The organism is Streptosporangium sp. NPDC048886 (genome assembly GCF_055586905.1).
Genome location: NZ_JBVJHH010000031.1, coordinates 55,332 through 80,782, shown reverse-complemented (window position 1 = coordinate 80,782; position 25,451 = coordinate 55,332). Strand labels below are relative to the sequence as shown.

The following is a 25,451-nucleotide window of genomic DNA, read 5'->3' as shown; positions in this document are numbered from 1 at the left end:
AGACGACAGACGCCCCGGCCGTGGGGCCGGGGCGTGAGCCGTACAGCGAGGTGATCAGTCGCGGTCGGAGCTGACCGTCGTCTTCTGGACCTGGAGGAGGAACTCCGCGTTGGACTTGGTCTCCCTCATCTTCTCCAGGAGCAGCTCCAGTGCCTGCTGCATGTCCAGGGCGTGGAGCACCCGGCGCAGCTTCCAGACGATCTGCAGCTCGTCCTTCGACATGAGGATCTCTTCCTTGCGGGTGCTGGACGCGTCGACGTCCACCGCCGGGAAGATGCGCTTGTCGGCCAGGGAGCGGTTGAGCTTGAGCTCCATGTTGCCGGTGCCCTTGAACTCCTCGAAGATGACCTCGTCCATCTTCGAGCCGGTCTCGACCAGCGCGGTGGCGAGGATCGTCAGCGAGCCGCCGTTCTCGATGTTGCGGGCGGCGCCGAAGAAGCGCTTGGGCGGGTAGAGCGCCGTGGAGTCGACACCACCCGACAGGATGCGGCCGGAGGCCGGGGCCGCCAGGTTGTAGGCCCGGCCCAGACGGGTGATCGAGTCGAGCAGCACGACCACGTCGTGGCCCAGCTCCACCAGACGCTTGGCGCGCTCGATGGCGAGCTCGGCGACCGTGGTGTGGTCCTCGGCGGGGCGGTCGAAGGTCGAGTGGATGACCTCGCCCTTGACCGAGCGCTGCATGTCGGTGACCTCTTCCGGACGCTCGTCCACGAGGACGACCATCAGGTGGCACTCGGGACTGTTGCGCGTGATCGCGTTGGCGATCGCCTGGAGCACCATCGTCTTACCGGCCTTGGGCGGGGAGACGATGAGGCCGCGCTGGCCCTTGCCGATCGGCGAGACGAGGTCGATGATCCGCGTGCTCAGGACGTTGGGCTCGGTCTCCAGGCGGAGCCGCTCCTGCGGGTACAGCGGCGTGAGCTTGTTGAAGTCGGGCCGCTGCCGCGCCTGCTCCGGGTCCATGCCGTTGACCGTGTCGAGGCGGACGAGCGCGTTGAACTTCTCGCGGCGCTCGCCGTCGCGGGGCTGGCGGACGGCGCCGGTGACGACGTCGCCCTTGCGCAGGCCGTTGCGGCGGATCTGGGCCAGGGAGACGTAGACGTCGTTGGAGCCGGGCAGGTAGCCGCTGGTCCGCACGAACGCGTAGTTGTCGAGGATGTCCAGGATGCCGGCGATCGGGATCAGGACGTCGTCGTCGCCGACCACGGGCTCGTTGCTGTCGAAGCGGTCACGGCCACGGCGGTTGCGCTCCCGGAACCGGCCGCGGCGGCCGCGGCGGTCGTCGTCGTCGCCGACGCCGTGCTGGTCGCCGCGGTCCTGCGGGCCACGGTTCTGCGGGCCGCGGTCACCGCGGTCGCCCCGCTCGGCGCGCTCGCCCCGCTCGGCGCGGTCGTTCACTCGGTCGTTGCGCTCGCCGCGGTCGTTACGCTCGCCGCGCTCGCCGCGGTCGTTACGCTCGCCGCGGTCGTTACGCTCGCCGCGGTCGCCGCGCTCACCGCGGCTCTGGCCCGCGTCGGCGGCGCGCTGGTCGCCACGGCCGTCGCCGCGCTCACGGCGGTCGCCGGTGCGCTCGCCACGGTCGCTGTTGCGACTGCGGCGGTCGCCGCGCTCCCGACGGCTCTCGCCACGCTCGGGACGGCTGTCGGCCTGAACGGCCTCGGCCTGCTGCTCCACCACGGGAGCGGCCGCGGCCACGGCCACGGGCTCGGGCGCGGCGGGCGCCTGCTCGGCCACGGGCTCGGCGGCGACGGCCGGACGGGAACGTTCCCTGCGGCTGCGGGCCGGGCGCTCGGCGACCGGCTCGGCCGCGACGGCGGGAGCCGGCGGAGTCTCCTTGACAGCGGCGGCGGGAGCAGGGGCGCTCTCGGGTGATACGCCCTGCTTCTCCTGGATGGCCGCGATGAGCTGGCTCTTGCGCATCCGCCCGGTCCCGCTGATGCCAAGCCCGGAGGCCATGGCCTGCAGCTCAGGCAGCACCATGGCGGACAGGCCGGTGCCGGAGCGACGGCGCGGCCGGGCCGCGGCGCGGGTGGGGGTGTCGCCGGCCGCCGGCGGCGCGCCGGCGGCGTCGGAGAGGAGTTCGGTGGTGTCGCTCACTAATGGGTCCTTCCCAGGGGTCGGGCGTGGCCACGATCAGCCAATCGTCCCGGTGGTGCGATCAACCCGGTGGGACAGACCGGGTCGGGTTGCACGTTGCGATCCTCGACGGCCCGTGAGGACCGCCGCCACTGTCGGAGAAGGGCACATCCATGCCGTCACCATCGAGATTCGCCGACGGTGGGGCTTGGAGGACACCCCCCGGATTGCTACCGGCAACCAGATGTCGAGGTAATTCGAACGCGCGTGTCCCCTCAGACGCCGCCTCTCGTTACCCCAACCGAATGTGGAGCATTCGGAGGGGACGGATTCGGGGAGGCCACTGCGGCGCTCACGCCCCACGGAGTGGGACATGATGCAGCGATGTGTGGCTGACAAGCACGCACCCAACAAGGGGGCACCTGGTGCGGCTACCAGCCTAACATCACCAGCGCACACAGCTATTCCCTGAAGGTCGAAGAGGCATCAGCGTGTCTCGGGAGAGCCAACGCAGGCACCGCGGGTTTCGACATCCAGTGGCTGGATGTGCCAATCAGTACCCACTTCCGGTGCGATCAAATCCTGCGTATCCACTGTCGAAAACGCAAGAATTGTGGGGCCCGCTCCCGAGACGACCGTAGGGACGCCGAGCCCGCGCAGACGTTGTACCAGATCCACGCTCTGCGGCATCGCAGGCGCGCGGTAGTTCTGGTGCAGCCGATCTTCGGTGGCGGCCAGCAGGAGTTCCCGCTCCGGCCGGCCGGTCAGCGCCGCGATCAGCAGCGCGGCCCGTCCGGCGTTCGCGGACGCGTCGGCGTGCGGCACGTCCTTGGGGAGCAGCCCCCGGGCGACCTCTGTGGACAGCCGGTGCCTGGGGATGATGGCCACGGGCCGGATGTCGGCGTGTGGGATCAGCTTCACCATATGCGGTGCGTCCGACTGGTCCGTCCACGCGATGGTCAGCCCGCCCGCCAGGCACGGGGCCACGTTGTCGGGGTGCCCCTCGATCTCGGTGGCCAGCGCGAAGACGTCGTCGTCGGTGAAGCGGGCGGCCGCCTCCGGACGGCCGGGGACGGCCCCCTCCGGGCCGGGCACGGCCGGGTAGGGCGTGCCGGCCAGCGCCCGCGCGGCGAGGATGCCCGCGCAGGTCGCCGCCGAGGAGGAGCCCAGCCCCCGGGCGTGCGGGATGCGGTTGAGGCAGCGCAGCCGGATGCCGCGCGGCTGCGGCAGGCCCATCCGGTCGAAGGTCGTGCGCATCGTCTTGACGATGAGATGGCCCTCGCCCAGATCGAGCTCGCCCTCCCCCTCGCCCTCGACCACGATGGCGACGCTCCGGGACCCGGGGCCGCCCGGGGGCTCCACCAGGCTGACCTCGACCTCGTCGTAGAGGCCGAGGGCCAGCCCCAGGGCGTCGAACCCGGGGCCGAGGTTGGCTGACGTCGCCGGGACCCGGACGACGACCCTGCTGCTGTCGGTCATCGAAATTCTGGGGCGCAGGCCCCTGGCTTGGCCATAGGGAGGGAGCCCCTCCTCCTATCTGACTGTTCGGCGCGGTGCGCGGATGGCGGTCGGTGCGGGACGTCACGGCGGGACATGAGAAGCCACGGCGGGCGGGACGTCACGGCGGGACATGGGACAGCACGGCGGGACGGCGCCGGCGGGCGCGGGGCGTCGCGGGGACGCCCCGCCGTACCGGTGCCGTCACGGCGGGCACGGCACGCTAGGCGAGGCCGAGCGCCGTGGCCGCGGCGTGGGCGTCGATGGGGATCGTCACCGGGGTGGGCGCCCCGGAGATGGCCCAGTCGGGGTCCTTGAGGCCGTTGCCGGTCACCGTGCAGACGATGCGACGGCCCGGCTCGACGAGGCCCTGCCCGTGGGCCTGGAGCAGGCCGGCCACGCTGGCGGCGGAGGCGAGCTCGACGAACACGCCCTCCTCCTGGGCCAGCAGCTTGTAGGCGGCGGCGATCTGACGGTCGGTGACGGCCTGGATGACGCCGCCGGACTCGTCACGGGCGGCCTCGGCGAGCTGCCAGGAGGCGGGGTTGCCGATGCGGATGGCGGTGGCGATCGTGTGCGGGTGGGTCACCGGCGCTCCGTTGACGATCGGCGCGGCGCCGCTGGCCTGGAAGCCGAACATCCGGGGCGTCTTGGTGGAGACGCCGTCGGCGGCGTATTCGGTGTAGCCCATCCAGTAGGCGGAGATGTTGCCCGCGTTGCCGACCGGGATGCAGTGGATGTCGGGCGCGTCGCCGAGCGCGTCGACGATCTCGAAGGCCGCGGTCTTCTGGCCCTGGAGCCGGAACGGGTTCACCGAGTTGACCAGCGCGATGGGGTAGTTCTCCGACAGCTTCCTGGTCATCTCCAGGCAGTCGTCGAAGGAACCCTCGACCTGGAGCAGCGTGGCCCCGTGGACCAGCGCCTGGGCCAGCTTGCCCATCGCGATCTTGCCCCGGGGCACCAGCACGGCACAGGTCAGGCCCGCGCGGACCGCGTAGGCGGCGGCGGAGGCGCTGGTGTTGCCGGTGGAGGCGCAGATGACGGCCTTCGCGCCGTCTTCGACGGCCTTGCTGATGGCCATGGTCATGCCACGGTCCTTGAAGCTGCCGGTCGGGTTCGCGCCCTCGACCTTGAGATAGACGTCGCAGCCGGTCAGCGCCGAGACCCGGTGCGCCGGGACGAGCGGCGTGCCGCCCTCCAGGAGCGTGACGACGGGCGTCGCCGTGGTCACCGGAAGTCGGTCACGGTACTCCTCGATGAGGCCACGCCACGCCCTGGTCATGATTGCTCCTCCCGCGCACGGGTACACCGTGCGCGTCCTACCTGCGGTGTTAGGCAACGAGTCTACGGGCAACGGCCTCCGCGATGGGATGCGCCGTCCACCCAATGGACAGCGCGGGCGACTTCCCCGCCCGCCCACAGGAAACCCTAAGCATGCGGGGATAGTGTTGACAGGACTTGACAAGCGGTAACGCAGACAAGGGGCGCCACACCATGACGGATGGAGCGGGGATCGACCTGCCCCCGATCCGGCACAACGACTACTCCCCCCTGGACCCGCCCGCGCTGGGCGGATGGGACCCGGCGCTCCCGGTGAGCGTGGTCATCCCCGCCCACGGCGGCCAGCACAGACTCGACCTGACCCTCGCCGCCCTGGCGGCGCAGACCTACCCCGGTCACCTCACGGAGGTGATCGTGGTGGACGACGGCAGCGACCCGCCTCTGCGGCTGCCGGAGATCGCCCCGCCGGACACCAGGATCGTGGCCGCCGCCCCCGGGGGGTGGGGCATCGCGCACGCGGTGAACACCGGGGCAGCCCTCGCCGAGGGCCGGATCATCCACCGCCTGGACGCCGACATGGTCGTCTGCCGCGAGCACATCGAGGCGATGGCCCGCTGGCACCACCTGGCCGGCTACCTGGTCGCCATCGGCGCCAAGAAGTTCCTCAAGGAGCCCGAGATCTCCCCCGCCGACCTGTACGACGGCGTGCGCACGGGCCCGCTGGGAGCCGTCTTCGACCTGTCGGAGGCGCTGGCCAGCTCCACCGAACAGACCATCTCCCGCACCGACGGCCTGCGGACCAGCCGCAACCCCTACCACGTGTGCACCGGACCGACGGTGTCGATGCTGCGGGAGACCTTCCACGCCGTCGGCGGGGTGGACCCCGACGTGCTCCGGGGCGAGGACACCGAGTTCGCCTACCGGCTGGCCGCGCACGGCGTGGTCTTCATCCCTGAGATGGCGGCCGAGGCCGTGCACCTGGGGCTCCCGGCGCAGCGCCGCGACCGCGACCGGGCGGTCCGCGCGGTCGGCCCCTACCTCGCCCACCGCGTGCCGCTCCGCCGCGACCTGCGCAAGGACCGGGGCCGGCGGTGGCTGGTGCCGTACGTGGAGGTGGTGCTCCACCTCGACGGCGAGGTCAAGGACGACCGGCCGGTGCGCGAGGCGGTGAGCGCGGCACTGGAGGGGTCGGTGACCGATGTGGTGGTCACCCTGGTCGCCCCCTGGTCCCGGCTGACCTCGGGCCGCCGCCCGGTGCTCGGCGACCCCTCCTTCGAGCTGCGGCTGCTGCGCGAGCACTTCGCCCACGACGAGCGGGTACGGCTGGCCGACGAGGTCTCCGCCACGCCCGCGCCGATCCCGTTCCGCTACACGGGTCCGGTCTCGGTCCCGCTGGGGCCCGACTCGCTGGAGCGGATGATCGCCGCGGTCCAGGGCGACCGGTCCGGCATGCTCGTCGTCGGCCTCGGCGACGGCGGCTCGGCGACGCTGGAGCGGACCGAGGCGCTGGGCAGGGCGCTCCTGCTGGGCGCCGACGACGTCCCCGCCTCGATCAGGGCCACCCACGGCGTACGGCACGGCGAGCGGGCGGAGTTCTGGCCGGTCCGGGCCGCCGCCCCGGCTCCGGCGGGCAGGCCGGGGCGGGCCACCGCCGACAGGCCCGCGGGGGGCCGGCCGGCGGAGGACAGGCCCGCGCAGGCCGCGGAGGACAGGCCGGCGCGGAGCGCGGCGGACAAGCCCGCGCAGGCCGGGGCGGGCGGGCTCACGGTGCCCGCGCGGAAGCCGAAGTCCCGGCTCGACAGGTTCCGCTCCGCGATCCGCAGGGGCTGAGCCGGTCAGCCGGCCCCGACCAGGCTCTCGCTCTCCTCGGGCAGGGGCCTCACGCGCCGCCGCACCATGAGCCCGAAGGCCACGACGAGCAGGCCGGACAGGCCGGATATCACGAACGGGGCGGCGGGCCGCCAGGTGTCGTAGAGCAGACCGCCGAGGCCGGAGACCACGAGGATGCCGACGGCCCCGCACAGCGTCTGCACCCCGTAGGCGGAGCCGCGCACGGCGGCGGGGGCCTGCTGGGCCAGCAGCGGGCCGGCGGTGGTGATCGCGGCGATCTCTCCCAGGCCGACGAGCACGGCCACCAGCATCATGCCGGAGCCGAGCGGGTCGCTGATCAGCAGCGTGGACAGGTAGGACACCGCCGCGACGGCCTGGGCGAGGATGAGCACGTCCTGGCGCCGCATCCGGTCGCCCAGCCAGCCGAACAGCGGCGCGGCGACCATGGCCACGGTCTGGGCGATGCCGACCACGGCCCCGCCGCGGGCCAGCGCCTCGGCCGCCGACATGCCGCGCTCGCCGGTGGCGTAGTCGATCACCCACAGGGACATGAAGCCCGCCACGACGGCGAGGTCGGCGCGGGCGACGAACGCCGCCGCGTAGGACAGCGCCACGCCGGGGTCCCGGGCGAGCGCGACGCCCTCCCTGACCAGCCGGGTCAGCGGGACGCGCTCGGCGGCCGCGCCGACCCGGACGGTGGACAGGGTGAACCACATCAGCCCGGCGACGGCGAGGACGGCCGCGGCGATGATCAGGAACGAGACGCGGGCGGCGTCGACCGGGGCCATCCCCCGGTCCTCGAAGATCTTGGGCAGCCGGACCAGGGCGAGCACCGCGACCATCGCGCCCAGGCCGCTGAACAGGCCGACCAGGCCGTAGGCCTTGCCCCGGGAACCGTCGCGGACGTAGTCGACGGCCACCGTCGACAGCATCCCGCTGAGCGCGGCCACACCGAGGGCGAAGACCACCCGCAGCGCGACGAGCACGGCCGTGTTCCCGGCGAACGGGAACAGCGCGGCGCCCAGCGCGCACAGCACGAACCCGGCCACCACGACGGGCCGGCGGCCGAACCGGTCGGCCAGCGCGCCGTACCAGGCCAGGCTGGCGATCATCGCGATCTCGGCGGCGACGCCGAGCAGGCCGACGGCCTTGCCCTGGTCGCCCTCCGCGACACCCAGGACGCCGCCCAGGATGTACGGCTGCGCCGCCGGCAGGAAGGAGATGACCATGGTCGCGACGAACGACATGGACAGGCAGGCCCACATGTTGCCGCGGCCGATGCCGTCGGCGAGCTGCAGGCCCAGGACGCGGCGCGGGGAGGAGGGGGCCATGGCGCGATCTTGTCAGCTCCGGGGCCGGTTCTCCAGCGCCTCTTCTATATATGATCACGATAATTCCGGAAATATCCCACCGGGGAGCGGCACGTGACCGACCAGATACCTACGGGTATTCAGACGCATATTCCGAATGTCGCACGTATGTACGACTACTACCTCGGCGGCAAGGACAACTTCCCGGCCGACCGGGAGGCCGCCGAGAAGGTCCTCGGCGTCGTCCCCGAGATCCGCCACAGCGCCCGGTCCAACCGCGCCTTCCTCGGCCGCGCCGTCGACTTCGTCGCGCGCTCGGGCATCCGCCAGTTCCTCGACATCGGCGCCGGGCTGCCCACCCAGAACAACGTGCACCAGGTCGCCACGGGCGCCCGGGTCGTCTACGTCGACATCGACCCGACCGTCCTGGTCCACGGCAGGGCGATCCTCGGCAAGAACGAAAACGTGACCATCGTCCAGGGGGACGTGCGCCACCCCGGTGAGATCCTGGAACACCCGGACGTCCGCGCGGCGATCGACTTCGACCAGCCGGTGGCGGTGCTCATGCTGGCGATCATGCATTTCGTCCCCGACGAGGACGACCCCGCGGGCATCATCGCCACCTTCCGCCGCGCCATGGCGCCCGGCAGTCACCTGATCCTCTCCCACGTCGCGGTCGACGCCAGGCCGGAGGCGGCCGAAGGGGTCACCAGGGTGTACGACCGGGCGTCCTCGCCCTTCGTCCCCCGGACGGGCAAGGAGATCACCCGCCTGTTCGACGGCCTCGACGTGGTCGAGCCCGGGATCGTCAACCTCCCCGAGTGGCGCCCGGACCCCGGCGCCGTGGTGCCCTACAAGGGCATCGGGTCCTACTTCCTCGGCGGGGTCGGCGTGGTCACCGGGGACAGGTGACCACCCGCCCGGCGGGCGCGGACCGCTCGCGCCGGGCGGACCGCGCCCCGGCCGGAGCCCTCGCCGTCGGCCGGTGACCGCCCGCCCGGCCGGAGCCGTCAGCGGCGGCGGGTGATAGCCCGCTTGACGGACGAGAGCAGGCCGTACTGGACGATCTTCCGGGCGGCGGCCAGTTCCCTGCGCAGCCCGCCGACCTCACGCCGCAGCTCCACCGTGTTCCTGCGCCAGCGGCCCGCCTCCTCGCGCCACCTGGTCACCTGGGTGCGCAGCCGCTCGTTCTCCTTGGTGAGACGGGTGATCTCGGCCTGCGCCTCCTCCCTGGCCCGGTAGGCGCCGCGGCGGCCGGTGAGCGGCCGGGCCTCGGGCCCGAACCCGTGGGCCTCGCCGTCCACCCAGAGCACCCCGAAGGTGTCCTCCACCGCGTCGTCGAGGTCCTCGTCCTGCCGCCGGACGACCGCGGCCCGGGCGAACGCGGCGGTGCGCTCCAGCCTGGCCGCGACGACCCCCTCGCCGGAGTCCTCGGCCAGCAGCACCGAGACCAGGCCGTATCCCTCCTCCACGGCCAGGTCGAGCAGGCGCGCGAGGCTGTCCTCGCCGGGGACCCAGCCGGCGGGCAGCCGCAGCCGGTACGGCGGGGCCGCCCCCTCCTCCGGCCCCTCCCCGCCGTGCGCCGGGTACGGCGCGGCCATCCGCACCCCCCGGGGGGAGTCGAGGGCGAAGCGCACCCGGCCCTCGTGGGCGTAGTGGCCGAGGATCAGCGCCAGGTCCAGGTCCGGGTTCCTCAGCGGCGCGCGGCCCTCGGCCCGGACGCGGTCCCAGGGGCCGGTGACGGTGACCACGACGTCGGACAGGGTCCCGGCGAGGACGGCGTCCACGGTGGCGCGGACCTCGTCATAGCGGTACGCGGGCCCGTCCGCCGCGCCGCCCGCCCGGCCGGCGGGCTCGACGACCACCTCCAGGTAGGGCACCTTCCACTGCCGGGCCGGGTGGGAGCGGAGCCAGCGGTAGGCCGGGATCCGGTCGGCGACGAACGCGTGGCTGACCCGGTCGATCGACGCCTTGTCGCGCATCCGCATGGTGGGACCCAGGTGGAAGGCGCGGGCCAGCGGCTCGGGCACGAAGACCGCGCCCGCCTGGGCGAGCCGGTAGCCCATCTCGGTGTCCTGGCCGAGGATGAGCTCGGTGTCCATCGGCCCGGCCTGCGCGAGCAGCGCGGCGTTGACCGAGGTGGCCCCGCCCACGTGCAGGCTGAAGGCCCGGTGCGGGTTGGCGGTGAGACCGTCGGTCCGCTCGACCAGGTCCACCAGCCAGGCGTGCGGCTCGGCCGGTTCGAACAGCTCGGCCAGGTCGCCGGCGGCGGCCACCGCCTCGGGGGCGGGCAGCTCGGCCGGGGTGAAACGCAGCCGGCCGGTCACCACGAGGTAGGGGGCCGCGTGGTGCCAGCGCATGTGCGCCTCGATCGAGCGGCGGTCCAGGACCACGTCGGAGTCGAGCCAGTGGATCACCTCACCGGTGGCGGCGCGGAGCCCGGCGTTGCGGGCGTGGGCCCGTCCGGGGGTGGGGCAGACGACGAGCCGGGTGCCGGCGGGCCTCAGCTCGGGCAGGCGCAGCGGCGGCTCGCTGCCGTTGTCCACCACGATGACCTCGGTCAGGCCGGCGGGGTAGGTCTGCCCGGCCAGCCCGGCGAGCGCCAGGTCGAGCTTGTCCTGGTCGCCGTAGGCGGGCACGACGACGCTGACCCGCATCGACGGCGTCCACGCGCCGAGCTCGGGCGGGGTGAGGCTCCGGTAGTCGTTACCGGTGATCCGCGCTGTCATGGCGTTTCCAGGATCAGGCTCGGGCGGAAGCCACGCCACTGGTACGTCGCGACGTGCAGGAAGTGGGCGAGCGAGAGCCGCCAGGTGTGCTCGGCGCTCAGCGAACGCCGCAGCACGTAGCCGAGGCCGTGGGTGCGGTAGATGCGCGCCCCCGCGGCGTGGGCGGCCTTGAGGAACCCGGCGTCCACCCCGCGGGGCAGGGCGGGGAAGCCGCCCAGCTCGGTGTATCCGGCCCGGTCGAGCAGGATCGTGCCGCCGGCCACGTGATCGGACCAGATCTCGCTGGTGTAGTCGGTGCGGCGGACGGTGGTCTTCAGCGGCTCCAGGTAGAAGAACTCGGCCGCGGAACCGACGATGTCGGCGCCGGAGTAGGACCTCGCGAGGAGAAGGTCGGCCAGGTGTTCGGGGCCGTACCAGTCGTCGTCGTCCCACTTGGCGACATACTCCCCGCTCGCCCTGGCGGCGGCCAGGCCGAGCACCTCCCCGAACGGGGTCGCCGCGTCCGCCTCGATCACGGTGATCGGCAGGCCGGACTCCCCCAGCGCCCGCCGTACCGCCCCGTGGGCGGCGGGGACGCCGTGCAGGGCCAGCAGCACCTCGACCTCGACCCGCCGCTGCCGGGCGATCTGGGCGAGCGCGGAGCCCAGCAGGTGCGGGCGCATGCTGGACATCACCACGCTGACCTTCGGGGTGGCGCTCTCGCCCCGCTCCCGCAGGCCGTGGCGGCGCAGCCGCACGCTGTGCTCCTCCCTGCGCAGGGCGGTCACCGAGCGCACCCCGCCGCGGTCCTCCTCCGGCGTCCAGTCCGCGAGCAGCCGGGCCAGCCCGGGGTCCACCCAGGCCGGCGAGGCGGCGGCGTGCATCGGCACCCCCGCGGCGGCCAGGCCGGTGACCGCGCCGGCCGGGACCTCGCAGGGGGGCCACCGGACGGTCAGGCCGCGCAGGGGTCTGAGGCGGGCGACCTCGGCGGCATCCGGCCGGTCACCGAGCGGCTCGCCGGCGGCCGTCCATCCCTGACCGGACCATGACAGCTCGGCCGTCCCCTCCGCCGCCGACCGCAGGAAACCGGCGGGGGTCGCGGGGAGGGGCGGGGAGGCGGCGGCGAGGGGGGGCGAGGAGGGCGGTGAAGAGGAAGGAGCGGGAGGTGCGGGAGCCGAGGAGGGGGAGGTCGACTGGGCGGGCACCAGCGAAGGATAGCGAGGCCGGAAGATCACTTCTCGCTGCACTCCGGACTTGATATGGCCGCTCACTGACAATGACTCACAGCAGTCACACAGGTCACGAAAACCTCTTAATTTTCCATTTACCGACATATTTGCACTTGAGAAGGGGTTAGCCTCAATTACCTCCCCCAAATGACAAGCAACAGACAGAGCGGTAGGAAAGGTACGCGCGGATGCCCACGCCCCGAAAACTGACGCTTCTGGCAGCGATCGCCGGCTCGCTGGTGCTGGTCGGGCTGGCCCTGCTCGTGGCCGTCGACGCCATCTCGGTGACGGCGGCCGTCGTGCTCGGCGCGATCGCGGCGGTGCTCGCCGCCCAGGTCCTCGCGGTCGCGACCGTCCGCAGGGTCGACGGCAAGGCCCTGCGCATCGACAACCGGGCCAAGCGCTACGAAGCGGAGCTGGCCCAGGTCAAGGCCGCCACGGAACGGCTGGACCGGCGGCTCGCGGAGATGGTCGAGCTGCTCAGGGAGCACGGGCACAGGCGCGACGAGGATCTGCAGGCGATCCTGGTCTCCCTCGGCGAGGACCGGCTGGCCGCCATGCCCCAGCGCACGGAGGTGGAGGAGATGGTCCACGAGCTGCTGCCACGCCTGGCCGCCGTGGAGGCCAGGACCGGACAGGGCCGGCCAGAGGGAGCGGCATGAGTGGGGCCGGCCGCACCGGTCCCGGATCCCCCCTCCCGCACCACACCCCCTCCGCACCTCTCCCGGACGACGCCCCGCCCGCGCCCCTCCCGCACCACGCCCCGTCGTCCGCCCCCCTCCCGGACGGCCGGACCGCACCCCTCCCGCACCACGCCCCGTCCGCGCCCCTCCCGGACGGCCGGACCGTCGTCCCGGCCGCCAGGATCAGGCACAACGACTACGGGCCGCTGCGGCCCCCCGCCCCGGGCGGATGGGAGCCCCGCCTCAGGGTGAGCGTGGTGATCCCGGCGCACGACTGCCAGGAGGCCCTGGACCGCACGCTCGCCGGGCTGGCCGCGCAGAGCTACCCGGCGCACCTGATGGAGGTGATCGTCGCCGACGACGGCAGCGACCCGCCGCTGCGGATCCCCGCGCTCGCCCCGGCCGGCACCCGGCTCGTCCGGGTGCCCGAGGGCCGCTGGGGACGCGGCTGGGCCCGCCAGACCGGCGCGGCCGCGGCGGCCGGCGACGTCCTGCACTGGGTCGACTCCGACATGATCCTCGACCGGGAGCACGTCGAGGCGCACATGCGCTGGCACCACCTCGCCTCCTACGCCGTGGTGCTCGGCGACGTCCGCTTCACCCCCGAGGGCGCCGCCCCCCACGCCCGGGAGGTCTTCGCCGCCGTGACGGCCGGGGACGCCGGGGAGCTGTTCGAGGGGGCGGCTCCGCACGCGTGGCGGGCGGACCTGCTGGAGGAGACCAGGTGGCTGCGGGACGCGGGCGCCGCGGCCCACCGCCTGCACTCGGGGGCCACCACCTCGGTCCCCGTGGCGCTCCTGCGCTCGGTCGGCGGGGTGAACACCGCGCTGAACATGGGCGAGGACACCGACCTCGGCTTCCGTCTCGCCCAGGCGGGCGCGGTCTTCATCCCCGATCCCCAGGCGCGCGGCTGGCATCTCGGCCCGTCCACCGTCATGCTCCGCGAGCGGGAGGTGCACCGGCACAACTGGTCGGTCCTGCCCGATCTCATCCCCGACCTGCGCTGGCTGCGCACCCACCCGCGCAGGAACTGGCTGGTGCCGTACGTGCACGTCGTCGTCGACACCCGCGGCGCCTCCTACGAGGACGTCCGGACGAGCGTGGACTCCGCGCTGGCGGGCACTCTCGTCGACGCCGCCGTCACCGTGGTCGGGCCGTGGGCCGCGCTCCCCCACGGGCGCCGCTCCTCCCTGGACGAGCCGCTGCTCGACATGCGGCTGGTACGCAACCTCTACGCCCACGAGCCGCGTGTCTCCTTCACCGAGGAGACGCCCCGCAGCTCCGCGCCCGCGCCCTTCCGCCTCACCCTCCCCGCCGGGTGGGCGCTCGGCGCCGACAGCCTGACCGAGCTGCTGAAGCTCGCCGAGGACGAGGGGTACGGCCTGCTGAGCGCGGTGCTCGACGGAGCAGGCGAGCCAGACGGGGCGGACGAGCCGGACGGGACGGACGGGACGGACGGGACGGAGACCGAGGTCAGGGCGGTCAGACTGGAGCGCACCGCCGCCTTCGCCAGAGCCGCGCTGGTCGGCGCCGCCGACGGCCCCGACGACCTCGACGGCCTGGTGCACGAGCTGTTCGGCTCGTTCTGGGTGAGCGCCGACGATTTCGGCGTCACGACCGCCGGCGAGGCGGAGCCCCTCGGCGGCGATCCCGCCAAGTGGCGGGCCGGCGCGGCCCGCTGGAAACGCGAGGCGGAACGCCTGGAGGGCGAGGTGGCCGGCCTCCGCGCCGAGACCGAGCGCCTGCGGGCCGAGCTCAGGCAGTTGGAGGACGGCCCGCAGCGCGGTCCCCTGCGAGAGATCATCGCGACGGCCATGCGGCAGGGGAAGGCCGGCTGATGTCTCTTCTGACCGATCTCGTCCGCGCCGCGGGCGAGCGCAACGGCAGGCGGCGCGTCCTCGTCTACTGCGCGGGCTTCGAGACGCTCGACGGACTGGAGCCGTACGGGCCGATCGACCTCGACGGCGACCTCGGTGGCGCCCCGCGGGCCGAGGAGGGCGCCGCCGAGATCCTGGTGCTCGCCCGGACGCCGACCGACCTGCGCAGGGCCGCGACCCTGCAGTCCCTGCTGCCCATGGCCACGCGGGTCGTCGTCGCCGTGGAGGAGACGCCCCACTGGTACACCGCGCCGGTGCTGTCCCCCACGCCCGCCCACCGCTGGCGGTCGCTGACCGAGCTGCGCGTGCACCAGCCCAGGCGGCCCGCGTGGGTGGTGGAGGCGGGCTTCTCCAAGCCCACGCCTGCCGGCCGTACGCTCGCCGCGACCGCCAGGGCGTTCGCCGGACACCGGATGGACGCCGTCGCGGCGCCCGTGGCGGGCCTGGCGGGCCCCGGCGCGGCGCACTGGCGGCCCGGCGACCCCAACGCGGCCCCGGCCGGCGTGACCGGCCCGGTCCCCGACCGGTTCGGCGCCCGCGGCGGCGACCTGGTCCTGCGCACCACCGGCCAGGATCCGCCGCCCTGGTCCGGCGACGAGACCCCGGTGGACCGCCCGGTCGCCGAGCTGATGAGCTGGGAGCGGATCGGCCGCCCCGGCGGGGCCAGGGTCCTGGAGAGCGACCTCGGGGACCTGTCCGAGCCCCGGGCCATCCCGCCGGTCGACGACCGCTCGGTCAACCCCATGGGCTTCATCACGGTGCCGGCGCTCGGCATGGCCGAGCTGTCGGTGGAGTCCGGCCGCTGGTCGGTCATCTGCGAGGGCCGCACGCTCACCGCCTTCGGCGCCTCCGGCTGCGTCACCGACGTGGACGTCAGCCGGATCAGGCAGGTCAGGGGGGTGCGCGTGGACTGGCGGCGCAGCCACAGCGGCCCGGTGGCCGCGCTCCGGGTCGTCACCGGACTGGCCGCGGCCGGGGTGCCGCTGGTCTGCGACACCGTGCCCCGCTGGGCGGGCGCCCTGGGCCCCGAGCTGACCAGGCTGATCACCTCGGCCGACGAGGCCGCTCTCAAGGACGACCTGGAGCGGGAGGAGCACAGCATCCGGCTCCGCCGCGAGGCGCTGCGCACCCACGGCGTCCGCACCCGCTGGGAGCAGCTGGGCGCCCCCACCGCGCCCGCGCCGCTGACCTCGGTGCTGCTGGCCACCCGCCGGCCGGAGATGGTGCGCTTCGCGCTGGAGCAGATGGCCAGGCAGCGCGGCGCCGAGTTCGAGGTGATCCTCGCCCTGCACGGGATCCCCGCCGGGCACCCCGACGTGGCGGGGGCGCTGGCCTCCTACGAGCAGCCGATCACCGTGTTCGAGGCCGGCCGGGAGACCGTCTTCGGAGCCGTGCTGAACGAGGCCGCGGCCAGGGCCTCGGGCTCGTTCCTGCTGAAGATGGACGACGACGACTGGTACGGGCCCGACTTCGTCTCCGACCTGCTGCTGGCCCATTCCTACTCGGGAGCCGACGTCGTGGGCATGGTCCCGGAGTTCGTCTATCTGGCGGCGATCGGGGTGACCGTCCACCGCGATCAGGTGACCGAGCAGATCACCAACTTCATCGCCGGAGGGACCATCTTCGCCGAACGCTCCGCCTTCGAGGCCGTGGGCGGCTTCCGTACGCTGCCGGGCACGATCGACGCCCAGTTCCAGCACGCCGTGCAGGCCGCCGGCGGGCAGATCTACCGCACCCAGGGCCTGGGCTACATCCTGCGGCGCGGCAACGTCGCCAACCACACCTGGCGCGAGCCGATCGGCACGTTCCTGCGGCGCAACAAACGCCAGTGGCGCGGCTTCCGGCCCAGCGCGCTCATGGAACTGCCCGCGGAGGAGGTGTGAGCGCGCCGCGGATCCCGGGCAACGACTACGGGGTGCTCGGCCCGCCCGCCCCCGGGACGTGGGAGCCGCGGCTGCCGGTGAGCGTGGTGATCCCCGCCAGGGCGCAGCAGGACAAGCTCGACCTCACGCTGGCCGCCCTCGCCGCCCAGACCTACCCCTCGCACCTGCTCGAAGTGATCGTCGTGGACGACGGCAGCGCGCCGCCGCTGCGGCTGCCCGAGCTCGTCCCGGACAACACCAGGCTCCTGCGGGTGCCCGAGGGCCGCTGGGGCATCGCCTCGGCGCTGGAGGCCGGTACGGCGGCCGCCGGCGGCGAGGTGATCCACCGGATGGACGCCGACATCGTCTCCTACCGCGACCACGTGGAGGCGCACATGCGCTGGCACCACCTGGCCGACTACCTGGTGGTGCTGGGGACGCTGCGCTTCACCGCCGTGGCGGGCACGCCGCCCACCGCGGCCGAGGTCCAGATCGCCGTCGCCAAGGACAGGGCCGACACCCTCTTCGAGCCGGACCCCGACCACGGGCACGGCTGGATCGACGAGCTCGTCACCGCCCACCGTGGCTTCCGCGACGCGCCCAGCCCGCTGCTGCACCGCGTCCACGTCGGCGCGACGGTCTCGCTGCCGGCGGCCCTGCTGAAGGCCGCCGGGGGTCTGGACACCTCCCTGACCCTCGGTGAGGACACCGAACTCGGCTACCGGCTCACCCAGACGGGCGCGGTGTTCGTCCCGGACACCGAGGCGCTCGGCTGGCACCTGGGCACGACGACGGCGATGCGCAGGGCCGGTGAGGTCAGACGGCACAACGACCCCTTCATCGCCGACCGCGTGCCCTACCGTCGCAACCTGCGCACCGACGCGGGGCGCCAGTGGCTGGTCCCCTACGTCGACGTCGTGGTGGACGCCCGGGACGCCTCCTTCGAGGACGTCCGGGCGAGCGTGGACGGGGCGCTGGCCAGCACCCTGCCCGACGTGCACGTCACCCTGACCGGCCCGTGGGCGTCGCTGACCGCCGGGCGCCGGGCGCCGCTGGACGACCCGCTGCTCGATCTGCGGCTGCTGCGCGCGCAGTACGCCCACGAGGGCCGCGTCTCGTTCGCCGAGCGGGCCCCCGCGACCTCCTTCCCCGCGCCGTTCCGCCTCACCTGCCCGGCCGGGTGGGTGCCCGGGGCGGAGTCGCTGGCCATGCTGGTCGGACAGGCCGACAAGGACGACGAGGGCCTGCTGCTCGTGGCGCTGGAGGAGGACGCGTCGGGCGTCGTGGCCGCCCGCCTGGAGCGGACCTCCGCCGTCGCGCGGGCGCTGCGCGTCGTCCGCGACGGCGAGTCCCTGGACGACGTGATCGCCGACCTGTACGGCGCCACCTGGCTGGACGCCGAGTCATGGCGACTGCGGCCGGCGGCGCGGGCCTACCCCCACTGGGCCTCGGACCGCAACCGGGAGGCCGTGCGCTGGCGCGCGGAGGCCGAGTCGCGCAGGCGGGAGGCCGAGCGCGCCCAGCGGCAGGTCGCGGCGCTCAAGGCCGAGCTGAAGGAGCTGCGCGCCTCGGCGGCCAAGGGCACCCGCGACACCGCGAGGTGGAAGGAGAAGGCCGAGCAGCGCCGGCTGGAGGCCGTCGCGCTGCGCCAGGCACAGAAACGCTCGCTCCTCGGCCGCGCCGCCCGCCGCCTCCGCGGGCTCGTGGAGGGCGCCCGGTAGCCACTGCGCGGACCGGGCGGGCTAGTCGCGGGGCATGGGCCGGTAGCGGGCGCCGACGGCGTCGTGCATGGTCCTGACGACCGTGCCGTGGGCCTTACGGCCCGCCAGCCAGCCGAGGAAGTCGTCCAGGGTCTCGGGGGAGACCGAGTAGACGCCGCAGCCGGCGCAGACCCGGTGGAACACCAGGGGGACGAGCCCGCCACCGGTCTTCTCGGCGTTGAGGACCTGCTGCCGCATCTGCCGCAGCAGCGTGTCCTCGCGGACCGAGCCCGGCGTGCGGATCTCGTAGCGGTCCCTGGGACGCGGCTCCTCACCGGCCGGGCAGCCGGGGCAGCCCCACTGCTTGAGCCCGCCCACCCCGCGGGCCGCGTCGTAACCGCACTGCCTGGCCACCGCCTTGGCGTCGGAGTCGACCGAGCCGAACGGGTAGGCCAGGGTGGTGGGCCGGTAGCCCCAGGCGATCAGCGTCCTGCGGTCGTCGCAGATCTGCGTGCGCTGCTCGCTCCGGGTCAGCTGGGTGAGCCGGATGTGGGTCAGCGTGTGGCCGCCGATCTCGTGCCCCGCCCTGGCGATGGCGGCGAGGGCGCGGCGGTCCAGCTTGGCGTCGCCCCCGATGGTCTCGGTGTTGACGTAGAACGTTCCTCGCATGCCCCGTCGCTCCAGCATGCGGGCCGCCGCCGTGTGGGTGACGTCCCCGTCGTCGAAGGTGAGCGAGACGACCGTCGTGACCTTGGCCGGGCGCCCGGCGCCGCTGTCGGCCCGGGCGAGCGGCGCCAGGGCCGTCAGGGCCGTCAGGACGGCCAGGACGGCCGCCGGTGCCCCCGCCCAACGAACGATCTTCACGGTGGGCGGTCCTTCCGGTGACGGGCCAGGGCAGAGAGAAGCACCCTACAAGCCCGCGGGGTCCGCCGGACCAGTCGTTACCGAACACTCACCGACGCCGCCCGGGACACGCGGGCGGGCCGGGGCCGGAGGCCGCCCCCTCGCCGGGGGCGTCCTCGGCCGGCGAGCCCTCTAGGGGGCGTCCTCGCCCTCGACCCGCATGACGCTCACCACGTCGCGGACGATGTCCATCTCACGCAGGCCCTCGATGGTGGCCGACAGCGCCGCGTCACTGGCCCGGTGCGTGACCAGGACGAGCTGGGCGTCGTCGCCGTGCCCCTCCTGGCGGACGGTCTGGATGGACACGTCCTGCTTGGCGAACATGTCGGCGACGCGGGCGAGCACGCCCGGCTTGTCGGCGACGTCCAGGGAGACGTGGTAGCGCGTGACGGTCTCGCCCATCGGGTGCACGGTCAGCTCGGCGTAGGTGGACTCCTCCGGGCCCCGCGTGCCGGCCAGCAGGTTGCGGGCCACGGCCACGATGTCGCCCAGCACCGCGCTCGCCGTCGGGGCGCCGCCGGCGCCCGCGCCGTAGAACATGAGCTGCCCGGCGGAGCGGGCCTCCACGAAGACCGCGTTGTAGGCCTCCCGGACCCCGGCCAGCGGGTGCGTCCGGGGGATCATCGCCGGGTGGACCCGGACGCCGATGGAGCGGCCGTCGTCGGAGCGGGCGCAGATCGCCAGCAGCTTGATGACGTAGCCCATCGCCTTGGCACTGGCCACGTCGGTGGCGGTGATCTCGGTGATGCCCTCGCGGTGCACGTCGGCGGCCGTGACGCGGCTGTGGAAGGCGATCCCGGCGAGGATCGCGGCCTTGGCGGCGGCGTCGAAGCCCTCCACGTCGGCCGTGGGGTCGGCCTCGGCGTATCCCAGGGTCTGGGCCTCCTCCAACGCGTCGGAGAACGACGCGCCGCTGGAGTCCATCTTGTCGAGGATGTAGTTGGTGGTGCCGTTGACGATGCCGAGCACGCGGTGCACGTGGTCGCCGGCCAGCGACTCGCGCAGCGGCCGGATCAGTGGGATCGCGCCCGCGACGGCCGCCTCGAAGTAGAGGTCGGCGCCGTTGGCCCGGGCCGCGGCGTGGATGGTCGCGCCGTCCTCGGCCAGCAGCGCCTTGTTGGCGGTGACGACCGACTTGCCGCTGTTCATGGCGGCCAGGATGAGGGCCCTGGCGGGTTCGATGCCGCCGATCACCTCGACGACGATGTCGACGTCGTCGCGGGTGACGAGCGCTTCGGCGTCGGTGGTGAGCAGGGCCGGGTCCACGTCGGCGTCGCGCTTGCGGCCCAGCCGCCGCACGGCGACGCCGGCGAGCTCCAGCGGGGCCCCGACGCGCGCGGCGAGGTCGTCGGCCTGCTCGTGCATCAGCCGGATCACCTGGGAGCCGACGACACCGCATCCGAGGAGAGCGACTTTCAGTGCCATCTGCCCGCACTCCCCTTCTCGTTCACTTCACGCATGGCTTGCTCGGCCGCGCGGCCCACCGGGCGGCCCGCCGCTTCGGGTCGTTTCAAAGCTGTCCTCTCAGCAGGTCGTCCTCGGTCTCCCGGCGGACGATCACGCGGGACACGCCGTCCTTCACCGCGACCACGGCGGGCTTGGGGAGGTAGTTGTAGTTGTTGGCGAGCGAGCGGCAGTAGGCGCCGGTGCCCGCGACGGCGATCAGGTCGCCGGGAGCCAGGTCCCGGGGCAGCCACAGGTCACGGACCACCATGTCGCCGCTCTCGCAGTGCTTGCCGACCAGGCGCGAGAGCATCGGCTCGGCGGCGCTCTCACGGGAGGCCAGGCGCGCGGTGTAGTCCGCGCCGTAGAGGGCGGTGCGGATGTTGTCGCTCATGCCGCCGTCGACGCTGACGTAGGTCCGCAGCCCCTCGACGTCCTTGACCGTGCCGACCTCGTAGAGGGTCGCGCCCGCGCGCCCGGCGATGGAGCGGCCCGGCTCGACGGTGAGCCTGGGCACCGGCAGGCCCGCGCTCTCGGCCACCTTGGTGACGATCTCCCGCAGGCTGTCGGCGATCTCCTTGACGTCGGGCGCGGTGTCGCCCTCGACGTAGGGGATGCCGTAGCCGCCGCCGAGGTCGAGCTCGGGCAGGACGACGCCGTGCTCCTGCTTGATCTGCACCAGCAGGGTGGCCAGGCGGCGCGCGGCCACCTCGAAACCGGCGGTGTCGGTGATCTGGGAACCGATGTGGGAGTGCAGGCCGACGAGTTCGAGCTGGGGCAGGGCGAGGATGCGCCGGGCCGCCTCGGCGGCGGCGCCGCTGCTCAGCGAGAAGCCGAACTTCTGGTCGTCGTGGGCGGTGGCGATGAACTCGTGGGTGTGCGCCTCCACGCCCACGGTCACCCGGATCATGACCTGGGGGCGCCTGCCGTGCTTGTCGGCGAGGAAGCCCAGCCGGGCGATCTCCTCGAAGGAGTCGGCCACGATGTGCCCGACCCCGGTCTCGACGGCCTTCTCCAGCTCGGCGGGGGACTTGTTGTTGCCGTGCATCGTGATCCGCTCGGGCGGGAATCCGACGCTCAGCGCGACGGCGAGCTCGCCCGCGCTGCACACGTCGAGGCCGAGGCCCTCCTGCATGACCCAGCGGGCGACCTCGCGGCACAGGAACGCCTTGCCGGCGTAGTGGACCTCGCCGCCGGCGAACGCCTCGCGGTAGTCGCGGCACCGGGAGCGGAAGTCTTCCTCGTCCACCACGTAGAGGGGGCTGCCGTGCTCCCTGACCAGATCCCTGACATCCGCGCCGCCGATCGTGACCGAGCCGTCGACGCGGCTCGACGTTCGCGGCCAGATCGTCGGGTCGAGCGTGTTCAGGTCGGCAGGTGCGTGCGGAGGGCGCTCCTCGGGCAGCACTTCGGCGTGCCGGTCACCGGCGGGGTGGGCGAATCGACTCACCCGATCGAGGCTATCGGACGCGGTGATCCCCGTGGGACGAGTGCCCATCTGGCGAGACACGATCGACCGGAAAGACGCAAATTTTTAGTGCCATTAATAACTTAGGCCACATATTTTTACGTTTTGTGGCGATCTAGCCGCTAGGAGACCTGATCCGCAGGAGCGCTCCAGGTGTTGCACGCCCGCACCGTGCCCTCCTTCTGCCCGCGCAGCATCCACGCGGCGCTGCTCGCGCCCGAGCCGTGCGACTCCCGGGACTCCTCCTGCCGCCCGTCCGCCGCGTCGCCGCCCCGTGCCAGCCCCCGTCGCTGCTCGCGCAGCAGGATCGGCCCGACGGTCCGCAGCGCCGCCGCGGCCAGGCAGTCGGCCTGCAGTTCGAGACGCCGGGACCACGCCTCGTCGAAGACCTCCGACCCCCGCCGGTCGGCGATGCCGCTGATCTCCTGGACATGGTGGGCGTACTCGTGCGCGAGGGTGAACATCATCGGGAAGGCCCGGCCCTCCTCGACCAGCACGTTGACCACGCGTCCCTCGGGACAGTAGATCCCGGCCCAGCCGTGGTCGCCGGTCCCGCACGCCGCCTTCCGCGGACGGTCGACCAGCCGTACCTCGCCGGGGCGCGCGTAGTCGAGGCCGGCCTCGGCGAGCGTGGCGGCCCACATGCGGTCCAGGCACCGCGAGAGCGCCTTCAGCGTCCTGCCGACGTCGGCGTCGAGGTCCGGGGGCAGCGTGTCGCAGCGGCCGTCGACCGGGCCGCTCTTCTCGTAGAGGCGGTGCGTGGCCGCGGCCGAGCGGGGCGAGCCCGGCGCGGTCCCGATCAGCGCCTGGAGGTCGCCGCCGAGATAGGCGAGCCCGCCGAGGATGATCGTGAAGGCGAGCGCGGCCGGCAGCGTCCGCCGGATCGCGCCGCGGCGCCGCGGGCCGCCCGCCGGCCAGTCCCGCGGACCGTTCACCCGTCCCTCCCAAGATCTGTTCCTGGAGGGTTTATCACAGCATGTCGGGCGCCGTCTCGCCCAGCGCCGCCAGTGCCTCGGCCAGCACGTCCCGCACGGCCCGGGCCTGCCGTACTCGGGCGGCGTGCCGGGCCGACGGCTCCTCGTCGCCCGCGGGCAGCGCCGGAGCCCGCTCGAAGGCGTCGTGGTAGGCCAGGGCGAGCTGCTCGGCGTAGGCCGCCCAGCCGGGGTCCCGGCTCACCCGCCTGCCGTGCACCTCGGCCAGCGACCTGAGCACCGCCCGGTCCCACCGGCCGTCGAGCAGCTCCGGCCGGAACTGCCCGCCGACCCCCAGCTCCGCCGCCCAGCGCTGTACGGCGACCGCCCGCACGTGCGCGTATCTCACGACGAACCCGGGGTTGCCCCACGTCCTCGGCGAGTCGGTCCACGGCGACGCGCCCCCGGCCGGGGCGGCGGCCGGGCCGATCTCCGCCACGAGCTCCCCCGGCACGGTCACCGCGATCTCCAGGAAGCCGTCGCCCCGCACCCGGACGTCGGCGATCCCCGGCAGCGCGCGCAGCCGTGCCGCCATCTCCCCGGGCTCCCGCCCGTGGCGCAGCGCGGCCGGGGAGACGTAGAGGGCCTCCTCGGCCCACGTCCCCCACGGGATCGGCGGCAGGCCGAGGACCTCGCCGAGCCGGCCGGGAGTCATGCCTGGAGCCTAGACCAGGGCGTGCGGCGCGGCCGGGCCGTAGTCGACGAGCTGGGCCGAGCCGAGGAGCCGGGGGTCGTGGTCGCGGAGGCAGACGTAACCGAAGCGGTCGGCGGAGAAGACCTTGACCCCGTCGGTGCGGCACTGGCGCATCAGCACCTCGTCCCAGCCCTCGGAGACGTCGGCGAAGCCGAGACCGCGCAGGACGGCACGGCGGGCCAGCAGGGTGGCGCCGGCGACCTCGGGGAGGTAGGTGTATTCGGCGGCCGGCTGACGCAGCACCGTGGCGCCGACGTCGCGCAGGTGGGCGTAGAAGGCCGCCTTGCCGACGATGTCGGCGGTGGTGAACAGGAAGGCCCGGGCGAGGTCGGTCAGGTAGTGCTCGCCGTAGGCGTCCCTGGCGTCCATGACCGCCACCAGGTCGCCCTGGCACAGGTCGAGGGCGCGGTTGAGCTGCCCGCCGGTGGCCAGGCCCGGGACGCTGGGGCGGACCACGACCTCCACCCCGCCGGGCATCGCCGCGCGGGCCCGCTCGGCGGCGTCCGGGGCGTCCGACAGCAGCACCAGCTGGACGACGCCCTGCTGCGGCGTGACCTGGGCCAGGGTGTGGCCGAGGTCGCCCCGGTCGATCATGATCACCGAGATGTTCAGGGTGGCCCGGGCGCTGGGCAGCCCGACCGCGTCGAGCAGGTCGTCGACCTTCCGGGTCATCGTGCCGGAGGCGTAGGCCTGACGGAGCGCCGCATGGGCCCGGCGGGCGTCCGCGCCGGGGTCGGGGGCCTCCTGGAGATCGGCGGGGTCCGACACGATCGGGGTGCCGCAGGCGGCCAGCTCGGCCAGCCGCCAGGACTCCGTGCCCGGCGGGCAGTCCACGGCCCTGGGCCAGCGGTAGGAGGTGAGCACGTCCGGGTACGACAGGTGGCCGGGGAGCAGCTCCTCCAGGGTGAGCACCCGGTCGAACCGGGCACCGGCCAGCGGCAGCGGATTGTGCACGCGCGGCTGGACGGCGAAGGGCAGCAGTCCCAGCGAGGGCGCCCGGCGGCCGGACTCCGGCTCCCGCGACGCCAGCGCGGCGCCCCACGCCGCCACGGAGCCCGGCAGCGCGGTGACGATGTGCTCGAACAGCGCCGCGGCGGCCACCGAGCGGCCGACGTCGCCCTGGGTGTGCCAGAAGACCGTGCGGATGCCCCGCTCGGCGCACCAGGCCAGCAGCGCGCGCAGGCCCTCGCCCGGCTCGCTCAGCTCCTCGGCCCACGGCCCCTGGGTGACCGACTCGACCAGCAGCAGGTGCGGGACCTCGGCGGCCAGGACCCGCGCGAAGTCCTTGGGCGTGAAGCCGGCGCTCTGCCGCCACTCGTAGCGCAGCAGCGCCTCGGCGTGCGGCTCGGCGACGACGGCCACGGTCAGGTGCGGGCGGGTGTTCGGGCCGGTCGGGACACGGAAGGGCTTGAGCTTGACCGACGTGCCGCCGACGGTCCGGGTGGAGGTGGTGGCCTGGAAGGAGGCGGCGGCCGCGGCCGGCCGGTCGGCGCTCCTGTGCGCGACGGGCTGCCGCTTGGGCGCCACGGGACGCTGGGCGGGCCTGGCGGCCCCGCGCAGTCCCCGCGCCAGCCGCACCGGGTTGCTCTTACCCGTCTTGATCGCGTCGCCGATCCGGGACCAGCGGGCCACCTGGACCGACGACAGCTTCCACTTGGCCACCTCGGCCTGGTAGCGCTGCTCGGCCAGGTCGCCGCGGAGTTTCTCCTCGGCCGCCTGCGCCGCCTCGAGCTGTCTCTCGGCCTCGCTCAGGCGCTCCTGGACCCCGCGCAGCTCCGCCGTGGCGCGCTCCGCTTCGGCGATCTTCGCCTGCGCCGCGTCGAGCAGCCGGGCCAGTTCGGCGGCCCGTTCCGCCTCGGCCACGGCCTCCCGCAACGCCAACCGTGTGCTCTCGAGTTGCTCGCCCGCCACGTCGTCCT

At 73.9% G+C, this 25,451-nt stretch carries 18 protein-coding genes; 6 read left to right on the top strand and 12 right to left on the bottom strand.

Features of this window, described 5'->3' with window-relative positions:
• Nucleotides 1–54: 54 nt before the first annotated feature.
• From rho to thrC, 3 genes are all read right to left on the bottom strand, one after another.
• On the bottom strand, nucleotides 55–2,097 hold the full coding sequence (gene rho / locus ACZ6R6_RS32670) for a transcription termination factor Rho (RefSeq protein ID WP_470099883.1): 2,043 nt from the start codon (nucleotides 2,095–2,097) through the stop codon (nucleotides 55–57).
• Nucleotides 2,098–2,562: 465 nt separating this feature from the next.
• Nucleotides 2,563–3,555, bottom strand: coding sequence for a homoserine kinase (locus tag ACZ6R6_RS32665; RefSeq protein WP_470099881.1), 993 nt, complete (start codon nucleotides 3,553–3,555; stop codon nucleotides 2,563–2,565).
• A 241-nt stretch (nucleotides 3,556–3,796) separates the two neighbouring features.
• Nucleotides 3,797–4,855, bottom strand: a complete 1,059-nt coding sequence (thrC, locus tag ACZ6R6_RS32660) for a threonine synthase (protein WP_451930256.1) — start codon at nucleotides 4,853–4,855, stop codon at nucleotides 3,797–3,799.
• A gap of 212 nt (nucleotides 4,856–5,067) precedes the next feature.
• Between thrC and ACZ6R6_RS32655 the strand changes: the two genes are divergently transcribed.
• On the top strand, nucleotides 5,068–6,684 hold the full coding sequence (locus tag ACZ6R6_RS32655; protein ID WP_470099879.1) for a glycosyltransferase family 2 protein: 1,617 nt from the start codon (nucleotides 5,068–5,070) through the stop codon (nucleotides 6,682–6,684).
• Nucleotides 6,685–6,689: 5 nt separating this feature from the next.
• Here ACZ6R6_RS32655 and ACZ6R6_RS32650 read toward each other — a convergent pair whose 3' ends face one another.
• The gene (locus tag ACZ6R6_RS32650; protein WP_470099877.1) at nucleotides 6,690–8,015 is read right to left on the bottom strand and encodes an MFS transporter; all 1,326 of its coding nucleotides are present in this window, start codon (nucleotides 8,013–8,015) and stop codon (nucleotides 6,690–6,692) included.
• A gap of 93 nt (nucleotides 8,016–8,108) precedes the next feature.
• Here ACZ6R6_RS32650 and ACZ6R6_RS32645 point away from each other — a divergent pair, with 93 nt between their 5' ends.
• The gene (locus ACZ6R6_RS32645; protein WP_470099875.1) at nucleotides 8,109–8,906 is read left to right on the top strand and encodes an SAM-dependent methyltransferase; all 798 of its coding nucleotides are present in this window, start codon (nucleotides 8,109–8,111) and stop codon (nucleotides 8,904–8,906) included.
• A gap of 98 nt (nucleotides 8,907–9,004) precedes the next feature.
• Here ACZ6R6_RS32645 and ACZ6R6_RS32640 read toward each other — a convergent pair whose 3' ends face one another.
• Together ACZ6R6_RS32640 and ACZ6R6_RS32635 are read right to left on the bottom strand one after the other, a co-directional pair.
• Nucleotides 9,005–10,723 (bottom strand): glycosyltransferase, encoded by a 1,719-nt coding sequence (locus ACZ6R6_RS32640; protein ID WP_470099873.1) that lies wholly within the window; start codon nucleotides 10,721–10,723, stop codon nucleotides 9,005–9,007.
• Nucleotides 10,720–11,907, bottom strand: coding sequence for a glycosyltransferase family 2 protein (locus ACZ6R6_RS32635; protein ID WP_470099871.1), 1,188 nt, complete (start codon nucleotides 11,905–11,907; stop codon nucleotides 10,720–10,722). Before ACZ6R6_RS32635 ends, ACZ6R6_RS32640 begins: the two co-directional genes overlap by 4 nt.
• Before the next feature lie 212 nt (nucleotides 11,908–12,119).
• Here ACZ6R6_RS32635 and ACZ6R6_RS32630 point away from each other — a divergent pair, with 212 nt between their 5' ends.
• From ACZ6R6_RS32630 to ACZ6R6_RS32615, 4 genes are read left to right on the top strand one after another with little or no spacing between them, the layout of a single operon-like run.
• Entirely contained in the window at nucleotides 12,120–12,593 is a 474-nt protein-coding gene (locus ACZ6R6_RS32630; RefSeq protein ID WP_470099869.1) for a hypothetical protein, read from the top strand.
• The gene (locus tag ACZ6R6_RS32625) at nucleotides 12,590–14,452 is read left to right on the top strand and encodes a glycosyltransferase family 2 protein (protein ID WP_470099867.1); all 1,863 of its coding nucleotides are present in this window, start codon (nucleotides 12,590–12,592) and stop codon (nucleotides 14,450–14,452) included. Before ACZ6R6_RS32630 ends, ACZ6R6_RS32625 begins: the two co-directional genes overlap by 4 nt.
• Nucleotides 14,452–16,374 (top strand): glycosyltransferase family 2 protein, encoded by a 1,923-nt coding sequence (locus ACZ6R6_RS32620; RefSeq protein WP_470099865.1) that lies wholly within the window; start codon nucleotides 14,452–14,454, stop codon nucleotides 16,372–16,374. Before ACZ6R6_RS32625 ends, ACZ6R6_RS32620 begins: the two co-directional genes overlap by 1 nt.
• Entirely contained in the window at nucleotides 16,371–18,074 is a 1,704-nt protein-coding gene (locus tag ACZ6R6_RS32615; RefSeq protein WP_470099863.1) for a glycosyltransferase family 2 protein, read from the top strand. The genes ACZ6R6_RS32620 and ACZ6R6_RS32615 overlap by 4 nt, the downstream gene beginning before the upstream one ends.
• A 21-nt stretch (nucleotides 18,075–18,095) precedes the next feature.
• Here the strand turns inward: ACZ6R6_RS32615 and ACZ6R6_RS32610 are convergent, their stop codons facing one another.
• The 6 genes from ACZ6R6_RS32610 to ACZ6R6_RS32585 all read right to left on the bottom strand — a co-directional run bounded on the left by ACZ6R6_RS32610 (nucleotide 18,096) and on the right by ACZ6R6_RS32585 (nucleotide 25,443).
• Nucleotides 18,096–18,917, bottom strand: coding sequence for a polysaccharide deacetylase family protein (locus ACZ6R6_RS32610; protein ID WP_470099861.1), 822 nt, complete (start codon nucleotides 18,915–18,917; stop codon nucleotides 18,096–18,098).
• 171 nt (nucleotides 18,918–19,088) lie between these two features.
• The gene (locus tag ACZ6R6_RS32605) at nucleotides 19,089–20,381 is read right to left on the bottom strand and encodes a homoserine dehydrogenase (protein ID WP_470099860.1); all 1,293 of its coding nucleotides are present in this window, start codon (nucleotides 20,379–20,381) and stop codon (nucleotides 19,089–19,091) included.
• 85 nt (nucleotides 20,382–20,466) lie between these two features.
• Nucleotides 20,467–21,849: a diaminopimelate decarboxylase gene (gene lysA / locus ACZ6R6_RS32600; RefSeq protein ID WP_470099858.1), complete on the bottom strand. Its 1,383-nt coding sequence runs from the start codon at nucleotides 21,847–21,849 to the stop codon at nucleotides 20,467–20,469.
• 140 nt (nucleotides 21,850–21,989) lie between these two features.
• On the bottom strand, nucleotides 21,990–22,802 hold the full coding sequence (locus ACZ6R6_RS32595) for a neutral zinc metallopeptidase (protein WP_470099856.1): 813 nt from the start codon (nucleotides 22,800–22,802) through the stop codon (nucleotides 21,990–21,992).
• 34 nt (nucleotides 22,803–22,836) lie between these two features.
• Nucleotides 22,837–23,493 carry an anticodon-binding protein gene (locus tag ACZ6R6_RS32590; protein ID WP_470099854.1) on the bottom strand — a complete coding sequence of 219 codons (657 nt, stop codon included), beginning with the start codon at nucleotides 23,491–23,493 and terminating at the stop codon, nucleotides 22,837–22,839.
• 9 nt (nucleotides 23,494–23,502) lie between these two features.
• The gene (locus ACZ6R6_RS32585; protein WP_470099852.1) at nucleotides 23,503–25,443 is read right to left on the bottom strand and encodes a hypothetical protein; all 1,941 of its coding nucleotides are present in this window, start codon (nucleotides 25,441–25,443) and stop codon (nucleotides 23,503–23,505) included.
• Between the last annotated feature and the right edge of the window lie 8 nt (nucleotides 25,444–25,451).